The organism is Streptomyces sp. enrichment culture, assembly GCF_964272855.1.
GTDB lineage: Bacteria > Actinomycetota > Actinomycetes > Streptomycetales > Streptomycetaceae > Streptomyces.
This window is the reverse complement of record NZ_OZ186847.1, coordinates 8,867,551-8,884,891: the sequence shown is the minus strand read 5'-3', so window position 1 is coordinate 8,884,891 and position 17,341 is coordinate 8,867,551. Positions and strand designations below refer to the sequence as shown.

The 17,341-nt window shown below is 68.9% G+C and carries 15 protein-coding genes and 2 pseudogenes; 9 read left to right on the top strand and 8 right to left on the bottom strand.

What is annotated here, in order from left to right; genetic code table 11:
• The first annotated feature begins 41 nt into the window (after nt 1–41).
• The 3 genes from ACSU6L_RS39955 (at nt 42) to ACSU6L_RS39945 (ending at nt 2,182) form a co-directional block, all read left to right on the top strand.
• Complete coding sequence (locus ACSU6L_RS39955; protein WP_437064539.1) at nt 42–983, top strand: IS630 family transposase; 942 nt, start codon at nt 42–44, stop codon at nt 981–983.
• Nucleotides 984–1,168: 185 nt separating this feature from the next.
• Complete coding sequence (locus ACSU6L_RS39950) at nt 1,169–1,543, top strand: hypothetical protein (protein WP_437064538.1); 375 nt, start codon at nt 1,169–1,171, stop codon at nt 1,541–1,543.
• Between the two features lie 171 nt (nt 1,544–1,714).
• The gene (locus ACSU6L_RS39945; RefSeq protein ID WP_437064537.1) at nt 1,715–2,182 is read left to right on the top strand and encodes an ArsR/SmtB family transcription factor; all 468 of its coding nucleotides are present in this window, start codon (nt 1,715–1,717) and stop codon (nt 2,180–2,182) included.
• Between the two features lie 492 nt (nt 2,183–2,674).
• On the opposite strand, the gene ACSU6L_RS39940 is transcribed toward ACSU6L_RS39945, so the two are convergent.
• Both ACSU6L_RS39940 and ACSU6L_RS39935 read right to left on the bottom strand, forming a co-directional pair.
• Nucleotides 2,675–2,866 carry a ComF family protein gene (locus tag ACSU6L_RS39940; RefSeq protein WP_437064536.1) on the bottom strand — a complete coding sequence of 64 codons (192 nt, stop codon included), beginning with the start codon at nt 2,864–2,866 and terminating at the stop codon, nt 2,675–2,677.
• Between the two features lie 178 nt (nt 2,867–3,044).
• The gene (locus ACSU6L_RS39935) at nt 3,045–3,308 is read right to left on the bottom strand and encodes a hypothetical protein (RefSeq protein ID WP_437064535.1); all 264 of its coding nucleotides are present in this window, start codon (nt 3,306–3,308) and stop codon (nt 3,045–3,047) included.
• Nucleotides 3,309–3,548: 240 nt separating this feature from the next.
• Here ACSU6L_RS39935 and ACSU6L_RS39930 point away from each other — a divergent pair, with 240 nt between their 5' ends.
• The gene (locus tag ACSU6L_RS39930; protein ID WP_437064534.1) at nt 3,549–4,316 is read left to right on the top strand and encodes a PIN domain-containing protein; all 768 of its coding nucleotides are present in this window, start codon (nt 3,549–3,551) and stop codon (nt 4,314–4,316) included.
• Nucleotides 4,317–5,120: 804 nt separating this feature from the next.
• On the opposite strand, the gene ACSU6L_RS39925 is transcribed toward ACSU6L_RS39930, so the two are convergent.
• The 3 genes from ACSU6L_RS39925 to ACSU6L_RS39915 all read right to left on the bottom strand — a co-directional run bounded on the left by ACSU6L_RS39925 (nt 5,121) and on the right by ACSU6L_RS39915 (nt 7,173).
• Nucleotides 5,121–5,900: an SDR family NAD(P)-dependent oxidoreductase gene (locus ACSU6L_RS39925; protein WP_437064533.1), complete on the bottom strand. Its 780-nt coding sequence runs from the start codon at nt 5,898–5,900 to the stop codon at nt 5,121–5,123.
• Nucleotides 5,901–6,529: 629 nt separating this feature from the next.
• A complete protein-coding gene (locus ACSU6L_RS39920) occupies nt 6,530–6,886 on the bottom strand; it encodes an NAD-binding protein (RefSeq protein WP_437064532.1) in 357 nt (118 codons plus the stop codon).
• A complete protein-coding gene (locus ACSU6L_RS39915) occupies nt 6,826–7,173 on the bottom strand; it encodes an NAD(P)-binding domain-containing protein (RefSeq protein ID WP_437064531.1) in 348 nt (115 codons plus the stop codon). The genes ACSU6L_RS39920 and ACSU6L_RS39915 overlap by 61 nt, the downstream gene beginning before the upstream one ends.
• A 317-nt stretch (nt 7,174–7,490) precedes the next feature.
• On the opposite strand from ACSU6L_RS39915, the gene ACSU6L_RS39910 reads away from it, so the two are divergent.
• Together ACSU6L_RS39910 and ACSU6L_RS39905 are read left to right on the top strand one after the other, a co-directional pair.
• The gene (locus tag ACSU6L_RS39910) at nt 7,491–8,321 is read left to right on the top strand and encodes a helix-turn-helix transcriptional regulator (protein WP_437064530.1); all 831 of its coding nucleotides are present in this window, start codon (nt 7,491–7,493) and stop codon (nt 8,319–8,321) included.
• A 194-nt stretch (nt 8,322–8,515) separates the two neighbouring features.
• Nucleotides 8,516–8,800, top strand: a pseudogene (locus ACSU6L_RS39905) (transposase); the annotation flags it as partial.
• A 160-nt stretch (nt 8,801–8,960) separates the two neighbouring features.
• On the opposite strand, the gene ACSU6L_RS39900 reads toward ACSU6L_RS39905, so the two are convergent.
• The 3 genes from ACSU6L_RS39900 to ACSU6L_RS39890 form a co-directional block, all read right to left on the bottom strand.
• Nucleotides 8,961–9,116: a hypothetical protein gene (locus tag ACSU6L_RS39900; protein WP_437065262.1), complete on the bottom strand. Its 156-nt coding sequence runs from the start codon at nt 9,114–9,116 to the stop codon at nt 8,961–8,963.
• A gap of 983 nt (nt 9,117–10,099) precedes the next feature.
• On the bottom strand, nt 10,100–11,263 hold the full coding sequence (locus ACSU6L_RS39895; protein ID WP_437064529.1) for an ATP-dependent DNA ligase: 1,164 nt from the start codon (nt 11,261–11,263) through the stop codon (nt 10,100–10,102).
• A gap of 1,020 nt (nt 11,264–12,283) precedes the next feature.
• A complete protein-coding gene (locus ACSU6L_RS39890) occupies nt 12,284–13,750 on the bottom strand; it encodes a non-reducing end alpha-L-arabinofuranosidase family hydrolase (RefSeq protein WP_437064528.1) in 1,467 nt (488 codons plus the stop codon).
• A gap of 514 nt (nt 13,751–14,264) precedes the next feature.
• Between ACSU6L_RS39890 and ACSU6L_RS39885 the strand changes: the two genes are divergently transcribed.
• The 3 genes and pseudogenes from ACSU6L_RS39885 to ACSU6L_RS39875 all read left to right on the top strand — a co-directional run.
• Nucleotides 14,265–15,698, top strand: coding sequence for an endo-1,4-beta-xylanase (locus ACSU6L_RS39885; RefSeq protein WP_437064527.1), 1,434 nt, complete (start codon nt 14,265–14,267; stop codon nt 15,696–15,698).
• A gap of 31 nt (nt 15,699–15,729) precedes the next feature.
• On the top strand, nt 15,730–17,097 hold the full coding sequence (locus ACSU6L_RS39880; RefSeq protein WP_437064526.1) for an RICIN domain-containing protein: 1,368 nt from the start codon (nt 15,730–15,732) through the stop codon (nt 17,095–17,097).
• Nucleotides 17,098–17,160: 63 nt separating this feature from the next.
• A pseudogene (locus ACSU6L_RS39875) lies at nt 17,161–17,328 on the top strand (non-reducing end alpha-L-arabinofuranosidase family hydrolase); the annotation flags it as partial.
• Nucleotides 17,329–17,341: the final 13 nt, after the last annotated feature.

The window sequence follows — 17,341 nt, the reverse complement described above, 5'->3', positions numbered from 1 at the left end:
GCAGCTCCGTCCCAAGTCCCGGTCGCTGCCAGGATGTGGGCGTGGCCGAACGGGTGCAGGTACGGGAAATCGATGACGACGAGGGCCGAAGACTGCTGCGGATCATCCGCAGGGGCACGGGATCGGTGGTGACCTGGCGGCGAGCCCAGATGGTGCTGCTGTCCGCACAGGGCATGCCCGTGGCCAAGATCGCCGAGGTGACATTCACCAGCGCGGACCGGGTCCGGGACGTGATCCACAACTTCAACGCCGACGGCTTCGAGGCGCTCTACCCGAAGTACAAGGGCGGTCGGCCCAGAACCTTCACTCTCCCGGAACGCCGGGAGATCAAGAAGATCGCTAAGTCCAAGCCGGCCGAACAGGGCCTGCCTTTCTCGACGTGGAGCCTGGCCAAGCTGGCCGACTTCCTGGTCGCCGAGGGGGTGGTCGACGACATCAGCCACGAGGGCCTACGGATCCTGCTCCGCGAGGAGGGCGTGTCCTTTCAACGCATAAAGACCTGGAAGACCTCCCGCGACCCCGACTACGCGACCAAGAAAGCCCGCGTCGAGCACCTCTACGCGATCGCCGACGGCGAGGTCATACCGGAGGACGGCGAACCCCAAGTCGTCTTATGCCTGGACGAGTTCGGCCCGCTCAACCTCCAGCCCCACCCCGGGCGGCATTGGACCGAGCGCGGCGGGAAGCACAGGGACCCCGACCGCGAACCCCGCCCCCGCAGGCGGGCGACCTACACCCGCCCGCACGGGGTCAGGCACCTGTTCGCCGCCTACGACCTGGCCAAAGACAAGCTCTACGGCCACATCAAGCCGAAGAAGAACCGGACGAGGTTCGAAATCCGCCACCTACTCGCCGCCGTCCTCAACCCACCGGCCATCTCCGTGGCCAGGCTGCTGCACTGGTCCACCTGGCGCCGGCGCCACCAGGCAACAGCCCGACGCAGCCACTACCGACGACGGTCCACCGACGAACCCGCTGGATAGATCGCGAAACCACACTGGAGTACTAGACGACATTGGCGATCAGAAAGCGGCGCCAGCCGTGCCGATGCGAACTCTCTTGCGCCAGTCCCGGAACACATCACCCTCACGAGTGACCCGCTCCGTACGGTCGGGGCACGAACGGGGCGGGAAGAGCCCGGGCCCGTGCAACCGGCAGGAGGAGCGGCATGGCGAACGTGGAGATCTCCCTGAAGGAGATGATGACCGCGGTCGAGGGGGCGCTGGGCGCGGCCGTGGTGGACTACACCAGCGGTATGGCACTGGGCACCCTCGGCGGCGGCAAGGACCTCGACCTGGCCGTCGCGGCGGCGGGCAACACCGACGTCGTCCGCGCGAAGGTCCGCACCATGGAGCATCTGGGGCTGACGGGCGAGATCGAGGACATCCTGATCACGCTCGGCGGCCAGTACCACCTCATCCGGTTGGTCAAGGGGCGCCAGGGCACCGGCCTGTTCATCTATCTCGTCCTGGACCGTGAGCGTTCCAACCTGGCCATGGCCCGCCACCAGCTGAAGCGGATCGAGGCGGAGCTCGAGGTGTAGAAGGTCCGGCGGCCGACGGCTTCGCACGCCCGGAAGTTGAAGATGTCTTCAACTCGACACATCCACATCCGTGCATCACCGGGGTGTGCGGAGCCCGCAGTCGCCAGGATCGTGACGGACACCGGACACCGGATACCGACCCCGAACGCGGCAGGGAGCGAGCGAGCGACGATGCAGGTCCCCCTCTACCAGGCCAAGGCCGAGTTCTTCCGCATGCTCGGGCACCCGGTGCGCATCCGGGTCCTCGAACTGCTGCAGAGCGGCCCCGTCGCCGTGCGGGACCTGCTCGCCGACATCGAGATCGAACCCTCAAGCCTTAGCCAGCAGTTGGCCGTGCTGCGCCGCTCCGGGATCGTCGTGTCGATCCGGGAGGGCTCAACGGTCAGCTACGCGCTCGCAGGGGGCGACGTGGCCGAGCTGCTGCGGGCGGCTCGTCGCATCCTGACCGAACTGCTCGCGGGACAGAACGAGTTGCTGGCCGAGCTGCGCCAGGCCGAACCGCCGCGCCCCGAACTGCCACCGTCCGGGCGACCGCGGACCGGGCCACCGCGGTCCGACCCGCCGTCGGAGCCGCCGACCGGCCCCGCGCCGTCGGTGCGGCCGCTGTCGCTGCCCCAGGGCGGCACGAGACGGTCCTGACGAACGCCGCCGCGCTCACAGCTCCGCTTCAGGTCCGTCGTGGAGCTTGTGCCCTTGCAGTGAGGTCCGCCAGGTGCTGCCGTGCAGATAGTTGTCGCTGGTCAGGGCTACATGGGGCCCCGCTGCTCAGCTGCTCTCATCCTCCAGAGCATCGAACGGGTCATGCCGCACAGCACCTGCCATCTCAAGGTCTGGTACTGGCACCCTTGTGGTGACGACCGTGCGTAGTGCATGGCGGCGGAACGCAGCGGAGAAGCTGACGGGCTCGCCGCCAAAGTGCGTGAGATCTGCCTCGCCGCCCTGTGAACTCGCAGGTCAGGGAGTCCGCTCCCCGCGCCTGCGGGGATGGCCCCGCCTGGGAGGTCGTCTGCCGTGTGGCCAACGACCGCTCCCCGCGCATGCGGGGATGGTTCCAACATCGCCACGAAACTTGGCATTGGCAGCAACTGCTTTCCGAGCACGCGGGTGCTGTAGCCGACGGACTGATCCCTCTCAGCTTCGGTTTGGTGCCCGGGCAAGCACCAGTCCTCGGACTTCGACTGCACCCCATTCAATGATGAGCCGCTTCCCGACGGTGTGGAAGGTGGCGCCGGTGGTGAAGATGTCGTCTACCAGCAGGACGCGCTGGCCCTCGACGCTCTGCCGGAGCCTCAGGGCTGCCGCGTGCAGGCGGGCTGCGTCCATCTTTGCTCCCCACCCTTGCTGTTGGCAGACTTCTTCCTCTCACCCCGCTTGATCAGCACAGGGCTTGCAGGGTCAGCGATCGGCCAACGCCGTAGGTAGCGTCTTGTCGCGAAGTCGTCTACGGCGAGCAGCACGCTGACTGGGGTGAGCAATTGCCAGACCACCAGCTCGTGCGGGCTCAGGTGGCGGCCGCCAGCGCGGCGCAGACCATGGCTCCGACGACGGCGATGGTGGGTGTGCTGGGACCGCACACATCGCCGTCGGCGCAGCGGGCCCGCCCGAGCCATCCTTTCCCGGCGCCGACGAAGGGGTGTCCGGCAGAACAAGCTGCCCGACATGGCGTATCGGGCTGCGCGGGAAGCCGGTACGCGGTGCGCGGTATGAGCAGGCCTTTGCCGGCACTCCATAGGTCCGCCGCAGTGATGATCCAGAACGTCTCCATCAGACGGGAGCCTAAGCTCAGCTGCGTCCGGTGTTGCGGACGGCCCGTACCGTGAGGAGTACCTGCATGCTGCTGAGGCCTGGAACGACCTGCCCTGAGGCGATCGCGCTGCTGGAGCGCCTGACCGACCAAGGGCTCAACGACGTCCAGAACTCAGTACCGCATGTGGTTGGAAACGCGGTGCCCGGTATGCCTGTGATGCCCGGCCTGGCTCAGGAGCACTGGGATGCCGTCGCTCGGATGAGGCGCATGTACGACCAGTGGACGCTGCAGGCCGGGATCGAGCTCCTGAAGGCGTTCGCCGACCGGTCGGTGGCCTCCCGACTGCGCAGCGAGCGATACAACGCGATCATGCACGGTCAGTTCAACGCCGACCGGCTCACGGCTCTGACGAACACCGAGTTGCAGGAACTGCGCAGCTATCTCATGGAGTCGGCCAACGAACTGCGCCGGACACAGGAGCGCTTCACCCGTCACCAGGTGCGGACGGTGGTACTGGACACCAACGGCCTCCTGCACTACATGCGCTTCGACAAGATCCCGTGGCAGCGGCTCTTCGGCCGCGGCACGTCCGTAATGATCCCGCACGTCGTACTCGACGAGATCGACAAGAAGTCGTACGAGACCCACGACACCGGTGTCCGGAAGCGGGCGCGCGGCGTCTTCGCGCTCCTGGAGCGGACCCTGGCCCAGATCGAGACCGACGGCCACGCGGTGGTGAACGAGGACACCCTCGTCGACGTCCTCCTGGACGAGCCCGGGCACGTGCGGCTGCCGAACAACGACGACGAGATCGTCGCGCGCGCCTGTTATCTACAGCAGGCCATCGCCCCAGCCCCGGTCACGGTGGTCACTGGTGACAACGGGATGCGGGCGCGAGCGCTGTCCTGGCGGCTGAAGGCCCGTGTCTTGGACGAGAAGTACAAGATCGAGCGGCTGCGTGCTGAGGAGAAGGCGGAGAACGAGCAAGCCATCACGTTCGAGATGCCCGACGGCGGAGACGGATAGACCCGGCTCAGGCCCGGGCCCTCACCCTGTGGACCAGGCGCGCAGCTACGAGGCGACTCCTGAGAAGCGATTTCCAAGCCGAGGGATATGGCTACTGCTCGAACTTCCGTGCGCATCAGCCTCGTCCGGGTGATCGCCCCGCAGTCGGCGCATAGGAGATGGGTAAGGGCCTCCCGCACAGTTCGGTGATGGCGAGTCAACGAACCATTAGGAGGTCCGGGTGTCCCACTCTGGCGTGCTTGCTCCATCCGCGTCCGGGTCCGAACGGCTGTCGGCGCCTCGGATACAGCGGCTTCATCGGCCGCCTCGGCCAGGGCCTCGACGGTCTCCTCGTGAGCGATGACCGCGCGCCGCGCGGCCTCCTCCGCCTCCGCGACAGCGGCTTGAAGCCGTTCCAGCTCGGCCCTCAGCTCCTCCGCCCGAGCCAACGCCACCCGCTCACGCCGCTCCAGCACCCCCAGCACCGACGCCATCCGCCACCTCCCAGCACGCCCCGCACCGACACGACGGCCCGAGCATGCCTAACGAGCGACGGCCACCCACCTCACCTGGGAAACGTGACCTTACCTTCGGTTTGGGAATCGCTTGCAAGGAGGAGGGTGGCAGCCCTTCGTCCTCGGCGCTACGCCAGCGCAAGTGGCACGCCGCGTCGCGGTGGTAGTTCTGCATGATGACCTGCCGCAGGGCCTCGGCCTGCGGGCCGGGCCGGTAATCCGGCCCGTGGCGGAGGTGTTCGAGCAGCCGACAGGTGGCAGTTCCCGTGTCGCCCGGCCCCGGCCGCATGGCCGGGGCCGGGGGCCTGGTTCAGTTGGCCCGGTAGCGGGAGGCGAGGGCGGGGCTCTGTCCGCCGAACGCGGCGAGGTCGGCCTGGAAGACGGCGTCGAGCAGGCCGGCGTCCTCGACGCCGGGGGCGCAGACGACCTCGCCGAGTTCGAGGCCGCGCAGGCCGGCGGTGACGACGTCCTCGGCGCTCATGCGGGGCACGACGCTCATGTCGAGGCCCTGGCGCGTGTGGAACTCGGTGGCGACCACGCCCGGGCACAGCACCTGGACCTGGACGCCGGTGTCCTCCAGCTCGGCGCTGAGAGTCTGCGACATGGCGACGAGGTGGGCCAGGCTGCCGGCGTACACGGCGCGGCGGGGCATCACGGACTTGTCGGCGGGACCGCTGAAGGCGATCATTCCGGCCACGTTGATGATCTTCCCTTCGCCGCGTTCCTGCATGCCGGCGACGGCGGCGCGGGTGAGCATGGTCGGTGCGACGACCTTGACGTGGACGAGTTCGCGGGCCTTGTCTGCGGGCAGCTGGGCCAGCGGCATGTAGTGGGCGACTCCCGCGTTGTTGACGAGCATGGTCAGCGGCTCGGTGGCGCAGATGTCGGCGACGGTGTCGACGCCGATGTCGGTGGACAGGTCCGCGGCGACGGTGCGGACGGTGACCTCGGGGTGGGCGGTGGCGAACTCCTCCAGGCGGTCCTTGTTGCGGCCGACGATGATCAGGTCGTAGCCGTCGGCGGCGAGGCGTTCGGCGAAGGCCTCGCCGATGCCGGAGGTGGCACCGGTGACGAGGGCGAGCTCGCTCATGGGGGTGTTTCCTTTCAGAGGGTGGCCGAAGCGGCCGGGGTGGGGTCCTGGCGGAGCCAGGCGTGTTCGGCGCGGTACTGCTCAGCGACGGCCTCGGGCCGGTCGTCGCCGAGGTGGTGGTCGCCGACGGTGTAGCCCTTGCGGTTCAGGTACCAGGCCAGGGACCGGTAGGAGGGCCTGTAGCGGGCCAGCTCGTCCGGGTCGACGGTGAGCCGGGCGCCCGGCAGAACGGGGACGAGGGTGTCCTTCTCGTAGATCGAGGTGATCCGGGCGATGCGCCACCGGCCATCGGTGCCGCGGTGGGCTCGGTACTGCGAGCGGCAGGCGGAGGCCAGATCCGCCTCCGTGCCGTGGACGTCGATGCGCCAGGTCGCCGTCGATGCGGACGGCGGGTGGACTGAGCCGGTGCACGGCGTAGTCGCCGCGCCCGGCCATAGCGCGGGTCTGCGGGCGAACTCGCTCCGCTGCCGGTAAACCAGCTCATCTGGACCATGGAGTCGTCGGCGAAGCAGGCCGCCATCTCGGTGTGCCAGCCGCGGTCCCGGCTCTGGCGTTCGCGCAGCACCAGCTGCGTCACGTCATCGGCCGACATAGGGGCCCTCCTTGTGCGAAGTGAAGGCGGTCGTGGTTCAGGCACTCAGGCGGTGTACGAGCTGCGTGAGCCCGTGTGCGCCGGCCAGGCCGCGCTCGGTGACCGGGGTGTAGTCGATTCCGGCCTGGCGCATGGCCCGGTCGAACAGCTGCATGTCGAGGGCTTCGACGGCGGAGAGGTGGTCGACGTTGTCGGGCCGCACCATGGTGTTCAGCAGGGACAGGGCCGCGCTGGCGGCGCTGCCCAGCTTCAGGACCTCCACCAGCCGGGCGGGTTCCAGCTCCAGCCGGGTGGCCAGTTCGACGATCTCGGCGATCGCGGCCTGGTTCATCATCAGCAGCGCGTTGTTGAACAGCTTTGCCGTCTGACCCGCCCCGGCGTCACCGAGGTGCACCACATGGCGGGACAACGAGCGGAACACCGGCGTGCAGCGTTCGGCTGCGGACTGCGGACTGCGGACTGCGGACCGCCGACCGCCACGGTCAGCCGGCGCTCCTGCGCGGCCGGGCGGCCGCCGCTGACCGGCGCGTCCAGCACCTCGACCCCGCCCTTAGCGCACAGCTCGGTCAGGCGGACGGCGTTGCCGGGCAGGCCGGTGCCATGGTTGACCACGACGGCGCCGGGGCGAAGGTCTTCGAGTAGCTGATCGGCAAGCTGCAGGACGTCGTCGTCGGTGCCCACGCACAAGCAGACGATGTCGCAGGCGGCGGCCAGCTCACTGAGCCAGTCGTGCCGCTGGTGGGGGACCTCGGCGAGGCCGTCCAGGGAGGTGGGCGCCGGGCCCAGGCGTGCAGGGGGAAGCCGGCTTCGGAGATCGCGGTGGCCATGGGCAGGCCCTGGTCACCCAGCCCGATGAACCCTACGACGGGTCGTTCAGGGAATCGTGCTCGTGTCATGCCTCCACGGTCGGCGAGGGCCGTGCGACCAGCCAGTAGACCGGTTTTCCTGGGAATGGCAGTACCAGGCTGGTCATCGACTCATTTGCCACAATCGACGGTATGGCGACCACAGAACTCGGCGCGGCCCTGCGCCACTGGCGCGATCACGTCCCGCCCCAGGCCGTCGGCCTGCCCGGCGGGGGTCGCCGGCGTGCCGCCGGGCTGCGCCGCGAGGAACTGTCCCAGCTGGCCGGCATCTCCGCCGACTACATCATCCGGCTGGAACAGGGACGCGCCACCAGCCCCTCACCCCAGATCGTAGAAGCCCTGGCCCGCGCCCTGCGGCTCACCCAGGAAGAACGCGCCCACCTGTTCCGCCTGGCCGGCCTCGCGCCGCCCGGGCCCGGCATGGTCCCGCGGCACATCACCCCCGGCGTCCACCGCATGCTGGACCGCCTGGCCGGCACACCCGTCGCCGTCTTCGACGCCGCCTGGAACCAACTGCTCGCCAACCCCCTCTACACGGCTCTCATGGGCGAATGGCAGGGCGACGACCTCAACGGCGTCTGGCGCAACTTCCTCAACCCCGACAGCCGCGTGCGCCAGACGCCCGAATCCAGGGGCGCCCTGCAGGCCTCCCTCGTCGCCGACCTGCGCCGCACCGCCGCCCGCTACCCCGACGACGCAAACCTCAAGGCCCTCATCGCCGAACTGCGCCGCCGCAGCGCCCACTTCGAGACGCTGTGGGAGTCGGGCGCGGTCGGCGAGCACCAGGCCGCCCGCAAGACCGTCGACCACCCCATTGTCGGCGCGCTGACCCTGGACTGCGACATCCTCAGCATCACCGGCAGCGACCTGCGGATCATGGTCTACTCCGCCCAGCCCGGCACCGAGGACGCCGACCGGCTGGCGCTCCTGAACGTCATCGGGACGCAGTCGCTCCTCGGGTAAGAAGCGATTTACAAACCGAGGGATACGGCTGCTGCTCGAACTTCCGCGCATCAGCCTCGTTCGGGTGATCGCTCCGCAGCTGGCGCGTAAGGGTAGGGCCTCCTGCACAGTTCGGTGATGTCGAGTCATCGAAGCATCAGGAGGCCCTGGTGTCCCACTGTGGCGTGCTTGCTCCGTCAGCGTCCAGTTCCGGCATGTCGTGCGATTGCCTCGCACGCTGGCTCGGGAATGCCGCCGACCAGCCGGACCGGAGCCGTCGCTACGGCTCCGACCTCACCGACGCGGAGTGGGCGATCGTGCGGCCACTGCTGCCCGTCCCGGCCTGGCTGAACGGACAAGGGGGCCGTCCGGAGGGCTATTGCCACCGCCAGCTGATCGATGCGGTGCGCTATCCGGTCGCCGAGGGTGTGCGCTGGGCCGGCCTGCCCGCCGACTTCCCCAAGTGGCGGACCGCGTACCGGTTCTTCCGCCGCTGGCGCGACAACGACTTGCGAGGAAAAATCAGTCGCTGCTGGCGGCCGTCCTCGGTGTTCCCGACACGAGTATCGGGCGCCTCGGATGGCCCGGCTGGCTGCCCGCCTGCAGGGGCCCGGCAGGGCCCCTGCTACACGGCGAAGGCCCCGTCGGGCCGCAGGGCCCTCAGCAGGGCACCTGGCTTCCTCCGTCCGGTAGGTTGCCGTCGTAGATCCAGCCTTGCCAGTTCCGGCCGCTGTAGTAGGCGGTGCCGTGGGTCCAAGTGTTGCCGAGGTCGTTCACGACGTAGCAGTCGTACGTGAACGGGGTGTTGGCCGGCATGGAAACGGACGGGGTGCAGTCGGCGTATGGGCCGTAGGTGCGCAGTGCTGTAGAGGAGCGAGTGGTCCTTACGGTGGTGCCGTCCCAAGAGGACCAGTCGTGGTCGTGACAGGCATCGGGGCCTGCGGGTGAGGCGGTGACGGGGCTTGCGACCGATAGGCAGGAAGCGACGATCGCGGTCGTCAGCAGTGCAGCACGTAAAGACGGTCTCAACAAGGAAACGCCCCCTATGTGACCAGGTGATTGCACACTGGTTTGCCGTGAGCCTTGAGCGTAGGAGGCACGTCCGGCAGATCGTAGGCCGCATCAAGACACGGTGAGGGTCATGACCGCGCCAAAGAGCATGTCCCGCCGTCCCACGGCGAGGAGCGCGGACAGGTCGTCGGTGGCGGTGTCGAGGTCCTCAGCAAGATCAATCTCACGGGGCAGCGGGGGCCCGGGGGCCGGCGAAGGCCAATGCAGTTGCTTTTGAGCTGCGGGGACCGTTGCCCTGCGTGTGACGGGGTGGGGTGCGGGCCAGCGGGTGCGGATCGGAATCCTGAACGAAGGATGCGGTTGGTGGCCGCCGCGTGCCGGAGGTCGATGACCGCCACGGTCAGGGCGTCGGCTTGGGCCCTCAGGGTGGCCTTCTCTCCTTCGCGGTCGGCGCGGCCGCGGGAGAGGTTGGCCAGTCGCCAGGCGAAGAAGGCTACCCTCGCGTTGACCAAGAGGTCGATGAGCTTGTCCACGCGGGCAGTGTCGAGCCAGCGGCCGGCGAGGGAGGGGCTGTTGCTGTACGGCAGCAGAAGCTGGACGTGATCGTTGCCGGGCGGCTCACTCGTCGGCGGCCGCGCGCGGCAACGGTGAAGTGCGCGACGAACGAGACTGCACCGACGGCGGCGGCGGCGCGCCACGGCCGCACGTCGTGCAGAGAGCGTCTAGCGGGGGCGGGGTGGGAAAACACTCGCGGCAGTTCGAGCTGGCACAGCGCCCACAGGTCGTCTTCACCGCTCCGGGCTCCGCGCCGAAGTCGGGTTCACCCCGCCGCGACACGATCCGGACACTCCGCCGCCGTACCCCGACCCACATTCAGGCGAGACCAAGCGGGAGCCCACGGCGGACGGTCTCCGCAAGAGCCAGGAAACGTTACGACCGTAATGTGACGAAGCGGGGCCCGTCAGCCCGTCGGCCTTGGCGCGAAGAGCAGGAGTGGGAGACAGGTCGGGGCGCATACGTAGGTAGCGCACCGGGTGCCGGTGCCGGCCGCGGTCCACTGCTGTGTCGGCGCGCACCTCGGCGACGACGTTGGGCTGGACGGTGCTGTACCGAAGGTCCTCCCCGGTGTCCCATCCAGCGCTGATCCGCACTCCCGTCCACGGATGCTCGGGGCCAGCCGGGGTGAGGACGGCCCCCAGCTCACGCCGGGCGGCGGCGGACAGAGGCGTGGTGCGGCCGACGAAGCGCAGCCGCCCCGAGGCGTCGTAGCGGCCCAGGAGCAGGCCGTGGGGCGCACGCGGATTGCCGGTAACGCCGGCGATGATGCCCTCGGCCGTGTCATGCGCACGGACCTTCAGCCAGCTGCCGCGCTGCCCGGGGCGGTACGTGCCGGTGCCCGACTTGACAACGACGCCTTCGACACCGACGCGGCCCCACTCCGGGGCCAGCCACTCCTCGGCGATCGCCCGGTCGTCCGTGCTTGCCACCAGTACCCAGGGCGGCCTGAGGACACCGGAGGAGAACACTTCCTCCAGGCGCGCCAAGCACTCTCGGCAAGGGCGAGAGAACAGGACCTCCCCGCCGGCCTCCAACAGGTCAAAAGCGATGAAATGGGCGGGCGCCTCGCGGGCGGCCTTGGCAGCACCCATGCCGCGCCGCCGGGCCCGCTGCTGAAGCGCCGCGAAGTCCAGGCGGCCGTCGTGGAATGCGACCAGCTCCCCGTCAAGCACCAGGTCCGCGTCGACGTCCGCGGCGGCCTCGGCGAACTCCGGGAACGCGGGCAATAGAAGCGCGCCACGCCGGGACTGGAGCAACACCGTGCCCGCACGGAGGAACGCAAGGCACCGGTAGCCGTCTGTCTTCTGCTGCCAGATCGCATCCGGTACCTCGCCAGGGCGCGGCAGGGTGTCTCGGGCCTGCGCCAGCATCGGCTCGATCGGTGGTGTCAGCACATGTCCACCATCACGCACAGGCTCCTGAAGTTGCCGGCGTGCACCAGGGCCGAGGCATCCGGGTACCCCACCCAGTGGCTGCCGACCGAGCCCTACCACTGCCAGTGCCTGACCGACCGCAACCGCCCTCCGGCCGGCCGGGGGCGGGACGGGGGCGGAGGTTGCGGTAGGAGGCGGTTGGACGTGGGCATGCGGGCACGGCGCGGCCCCGGGACCGTGAGGGCGGCCCCGGGGCCGGTAACGGTGAAGCGGCTGCGTGGGGGGTCAGCTGCCTGTCTGGGGGTGCAGCGGCATGACGGGCAGCCACGCAGTCGGCGTCCGCCGCTCCGCAGGAGCCGACTTCCGCGGTGGCGACACCGTCGGCGCAGCCCGCGGCGGACGGTACGGACGGAGACGACGGCGTGTCCGCTGCCGTGTCCGTGGGAATCGGTACCGCTGTCCTCCTGCTCGTCGGCGGTGCGTGGTGGTTCCTGCGACGCCGTGGCGCGGGTGTTTCCCATACCTGACAGCCAGCGGAACCACGCCCGGCAGCACCCCCAGAAGCCGGAAGGACTCCAGGTAGCCGGGCCGCGACGCGGCCTCGTCGGTGCCCTCGGTGGCCTCCGCCGCCGTTTCGGGCGCCCGCCGCTGACGGCCGCGCAGCAGGAAGTACAGCGCCAGCAGGGACGAGAGCGCGGCGATCGCCCAAAGGTCGCCCCGCCAGCCCCACCACAGGGCCGGCAGCGCCACGAGCGGCGCCGGAGGAGCGCGGTGAGCGACTGTCTGGCCGTGATGAGTGTGGCCGCGCGGCCGGCGGCGTCGTTGTCGAAGCGGTCGGCCGCGGCGGCGGTGAGCGCCGGGTTGAGCACGGCCGTACCGGCGCCGTGCCGGTGGCGTGGGAAGCCGCCTCCCGCACCGGCCCGCGCACACATCGTGCTCCGTCGCCGTACAAGCGCCGACGTTGCCTGACCTGGGCGGGCTCGGCCTACCGCCGAGCCCGCCACGCCGGCCCCGTACCGGGGCCGGACTCGTGTCGCGCCGTCAGCGCTGTAGTGTCAGCAGGCCCGGACGGTAGGGCAGGAGGCCGTAGTCGCCGCCGGAGTTGGGGTTGCGCCCCTGGTAGAGCAACTGCAGATTGCAGGGATCGACGGTCATGGTCTGATCGGGGCTGGTGCGGATCAGTTCGCCGTGGCTGATGTCGTTGGTCCAGGTGGCGCCACTGTTGGCCTTGCCTGCGAAGGGATTGCTCTCGGTCGCTGCCTGGGGTGTCCATGAGCCGCTCAGACTGGTGGCCGTGAACGAGCGGAAGTAGCGGCCCTGGGAGCCGATCGCCTCGACGATCATGAGGTAACGGTTCTGGCCCTGGAGCTTGTAGACCTGCGGGGCTTCGAACAGGTTGTTCGTCGTATCACTCATGACCACTGTCGAAGTCGTGCCGAAGCTGCCCGGGAAGTTCCCGATCGGCGTGCTGGCCCGGTAGATCTTGCCGTTGTCACCGGCGAAGAAGAGGTACATGTTCGTCCCGTCACCGATCAGCGTCTGGTCGATGGGTCCTGTTCCGGAGCCGGAGATGCTTCCGGAGAAGAGCACCTGCTCGGATGACCAGCCGTTCGGGTTGGTGGGGTCGCTCGACGTCCGGTAGGAGAAGGCGGTCCGGCCCCACTGGTAGGCGAGCACCCAGATGTTCTTCGGCGCGAAGTAGAAGAGCGTGGGCGCGACGGTGGAAGCCGACATCGTGTTCTGGCTGGCCGAGGCCATCTCCGGCCAATTGGTGAACAGGCCGAAGTTCATCGAACCCCAGCTCGTCCCCGTGTCGTGCGTCGTCGCGTAGACGAGTTGCCTGCCGTTGTAGGGGGCGACGGTGAAGTCCTTGAGCGAGACCCACCCGGGCTTGGGCTGCGCCAGTGCGCCCGTCGATGTCCAGCGGTAGGTCGACGGAAGCTCGCACGGGCCAGGGGCGTCGCCGCCGACCTTGACGAGCTGCCACTGCTGGTTGGCGCCGCCCCAGTCGTCGTACTGGACGATGTTCGCGTTGTCGGCGGTGGAGGCGCCTTGCACCTCAAGGGCCTTGCTGCTGTGGCGTGAGATCAGTCTGACGTAGCCGTCCGAGCTGTCGGCCAGCCGCCACTGCTGGTTTGTGCCGTTCAGGTCGGCCCACTGGACGATCGAGGCACCGTTCGCGGTGGACCAGTTGTGGACATCCAGCACCTTGCTCGAGTGCCGGGACTTGATGCGGTAGTAGCCGCCCCCGGAATCGACGAACTGCCACTGCTGCTGGGCCTGATCGTTCCTGGTCCACTGGGTGATGCGGGCGCCGTCGTCGGTCGCCAGGTTGTGGACATCCAGGGCCTTGCCGCTGTTGCGGTTGACCAGCACGTACGAGGCGTTGGGGTCTACGGTCGCCGCGCCGGCGGGCTGGGCACCGAGGAAGGTGGCCACGAGCAGCAAGGGCGCGAGGACGGCGAGTAAGCGTCTCAGACGGATCGGGGAGGGGCGGCGGAACCGCATGAGGGGGCCTCCTTTGGGGGCGCGGAGGTGGGGGTGGGACTCTCCCGCTTCGAAACTTCCGAAGAATTCCCGGATACTTTGACGCCACAAGTTAGAAATGCGGCGCCCCCTGGTCAAGGCCCGGCGTCGATCTGGCCACAAACAGCGCCTCCTTCCTGAGGCATGGAGGGGCGAGAAGCCGAGCAAGTGGCGTCCGTGCACTTCATCCAGGGGCTTTGGAACTTTCGGGCGGTAAGCCGAAAGTTCTCCTGTCGGGAGTATTGACGATCCGTCGTCAATACTTCAATCTCCCTGTCTGAGGAACCGGCCACAGTTCGAGATATCGAACCGCGTCGCCCCTGAGCAATCGGTGCTGCACGGCAGATCCGCGCCCCAAAGCACATGCGTCACCCCGTTTCGTCCCGGTGAGGTTCCCACCAGCGCATCCGTCTGCCGAGCGGGAGCGAAACGGGAGCGCACGACGCATTCCCCTGCGCTTCAGTCCTTCCGTGATGCCTACCTTGGAGGCACAGCCATGGGCTCGTACGCCCTTCCCAGATCCGTGATTCGCCGGAGGATCCGCGGCCTGCTGCTGGCGCTGGTCGTCGGCGTCCTCGGTACGGTCTCCGCACTGGTCGCGCCGCCGACCGCACAAGCCGCCGAGACCACGCTCGGCGCCGCGGCGGCGCAGAGCGGCCGCTACTTCGGCACCGCCATCGCCTCGGGCAGGCTGAGCGATTCGGCGTACACGACGATTGCGAACCGTGAGTTCAACTCGGTGACGGCCGAGAACGAGATGAAGATCGACGCCACCGAACCGCAGCGGGGCCAGTTCAACTTCACCGCCGCCGACCGCGTCTACAACTGGGCGGTGCAGAACGGCAAGCAGGTGCGCGGCCACACCCTGGCCTGGCACTCCCAGCAGCCCGGCTGGATGCAGAGCCTCAGCGGCAGCGCGCTGCGCCAGGCGATGATCGACCACATCAACGGCGTGATGGCCCATTACAAGGGCAAGATCGCCCAGTGGGACGTCGTGAACGAGGCCTTCGCCGACGGCAGCACGGGGGCCCGCCGCGACTCCAACCTGCAACGCACCGGCAACGACTGGATCGAGGTCGCCTTCCGCACCGCGCGCGCCGCCGACCCGTCCGCCAAGCTCTGCTACAACGACTACAACGTGGAGAACTGGACCTGGGCCAAGACCCAGGCCATGTACGCCATGGTCCGCGACTTCAAGCAGCGCGGCGTGCCGATCGACTGTGTCGGCTTCCAGTCGCACTTCAACAGCGGCAGCCCCTACAACAGCAACTTCCGCACCACCCTGCAGAACTTCGCCGCCCTCGGCGTCGACGTGGCCATCACCGAACTCGACATCCAGGGCGCCTCGCCCACGACCTACGCCAACGTGGTCAACGACTGTCTGGCCGTCTCGCGCTGCCTCGGCATCACCGTCTGGGGCGTGCGCGACACGGACTCCTGGCGGTCCGGTGACACGCCGCTGCTGTTCAACGGCGACGGGAGCAAGAAGCCCGCGTACACCGCCGTCCTCAACGCCCTCAACGGGGGCTCCACCACCCCGCCTCCCACGGACGGCGGACAGATCAAGGGCGTCGCCTCGGGCCGCTGCCTGGACGTGCCCAGCAGCAGCACCACCGACGGCACCCAGCTCCAGCTGTGGGACTGCCACAGCGGCACCAATCAGCAGTGGACGCACACCGCCGCCGGCGAGCTCAGGGTCTACGGCAACAAGTGCCTGGACGCCGCCGGCACCGGCAACGGCACCAAGGTCCAGATCTACGGCTGCTGGGGCGGCGACAACCAGAAATGGCGTCTCAACTCCGACGGATCCATTGTCGGCGTCCAGTCCGGCCTCTGCCTCGACGCCGTCGCGGGCGGCACCGCCAACGGCACCCTGATCCAGCTCTACTCCTGCTCGAACGGCAGCAACCAACGCTGGACCCGCAGCTGATGGGGCCCGCCTCAAACGAGAGGGTGAATCGATGAAGACCTACCGTGCGGCTTCTCCCGCCCCTCCACGCAGACATCGCTGGTGGTCCCGGGTCGCCGCCGTGGTGGGGACGACCCTCGCGATCGGCATGCTCGCCGTGGTGAAGCCCGCGCCCGCCGAGGCGGCGACGGTGGACACCAATGCCTGGTACGTCCTGGTCAATCGCAACAGCGGCAAGGCACTGGACGTCTCCGGCACGTCCACCGCCGACGGCGCGCGGGTCAGCCAGTGGACGCGCCACGACGGAGCCAACCAGCAGTGGCAGTTCCTGGACTCCGGCGACGGCTTCTACCGCCTCAAGGCCCGCCATTCGGGCAAGGTTCTCGACGTGGCCGGTGCCTCGACGGCGGACGGCGCCGCGATCCAGCAGTGGTCCGACCGCAACGGGGCCAACCAGCAGTTCCGCCTGGCCGACTCCGACGCGGGCCACGTCCGGCTGATCAACCGCACCAGCGGCAAGGCGGTGGAGGTTCAGGGCGCCTCCACCGCCGACGGCGGCAACGTCGTCCAGTACACCGACTGGGGCGGCGCCAACCAGCAATGGCAGATGATCAAGCTGTCGTCCGGTGGCGGCGGATGCGGCAGCGCCCCGACTCTGGCGAGCGGTACGCACACGATCCAGAGCGGCGGCAAGAGCCGCAGCTTCATCCTCAGGGTTCCCGCCAACTACGACAACAGCCACCCCTACCGGCTGGTCTTCGCTTTCCACTGGCGGGGCGGAACCGCCGCCGACGTCGCCTCGGGCGGCACGAGCGGGAGCGCCTGGGCCTACTACGGCCAACAGGAACAGTCGAACAACAGCGCGATCCTCGTCGCCCCCCAGGGCCTCGGCAACGGCTGGGCCAATTCCGGCGGTGAGGACATCACGTTCGTCGACGACATGATCCGGCACATCGAGGGCGGCCTCTGTGTCAACCCGGCACAGCGTTTCGCCACGGGATTCAGCTGGGGCGGTGGTATGAGCTACGCGCTCGCGTGCAGCCGGGCAAACGTCTTCCGAGCCGTCGCGGTCATCTCCGGCGCTCAGATCAGCGGGTGCGGCGGGGGCACTCAGCCCATCGCCTACTTCGGAATCCACGGCATCAGCGACTCCGTCCTCGGCATCGCGCAAGGACGCTCCCTGCGGGACAAGTTCGTCAGCAACAACGGCTGCACCCCCCAGAGTCCGCGTGAGCCCGCGCCGGGCAGCCGAACGCACATCACCACCACCTACTCGGGCTGCCGTGCCGGATACCCGGTCCAGTGGGCCGCGTTCGACGGAGGCCACATACCCGGTCCGGTCGACGGCTCCTCCGGCGAAAGCGGCGTCACCACTTGGACCAAAGCAGAGATCTGGAGGTTCTTCGCACAGTTCCAGTGACACGCCGCACCATGGAGTGGAGCCAGGACGAACCCGGCTCCACTCCGTCGACGGCCGGGTTGGGCCCGGGGTGGTACGGCCAACGGCACGGCGGTGCAGATCGGGACGTGCAACGGCGGCGGCAACCAGAAGTGGACCGGGCTGTCCGGGCCGGGCAGACCATCACCGGAGACCCGCGTGTGTACAGGCGGGTGCACATCTCCACCAACGGGCGTGGCATCCAGTACGGGGACCCGGTCTGACG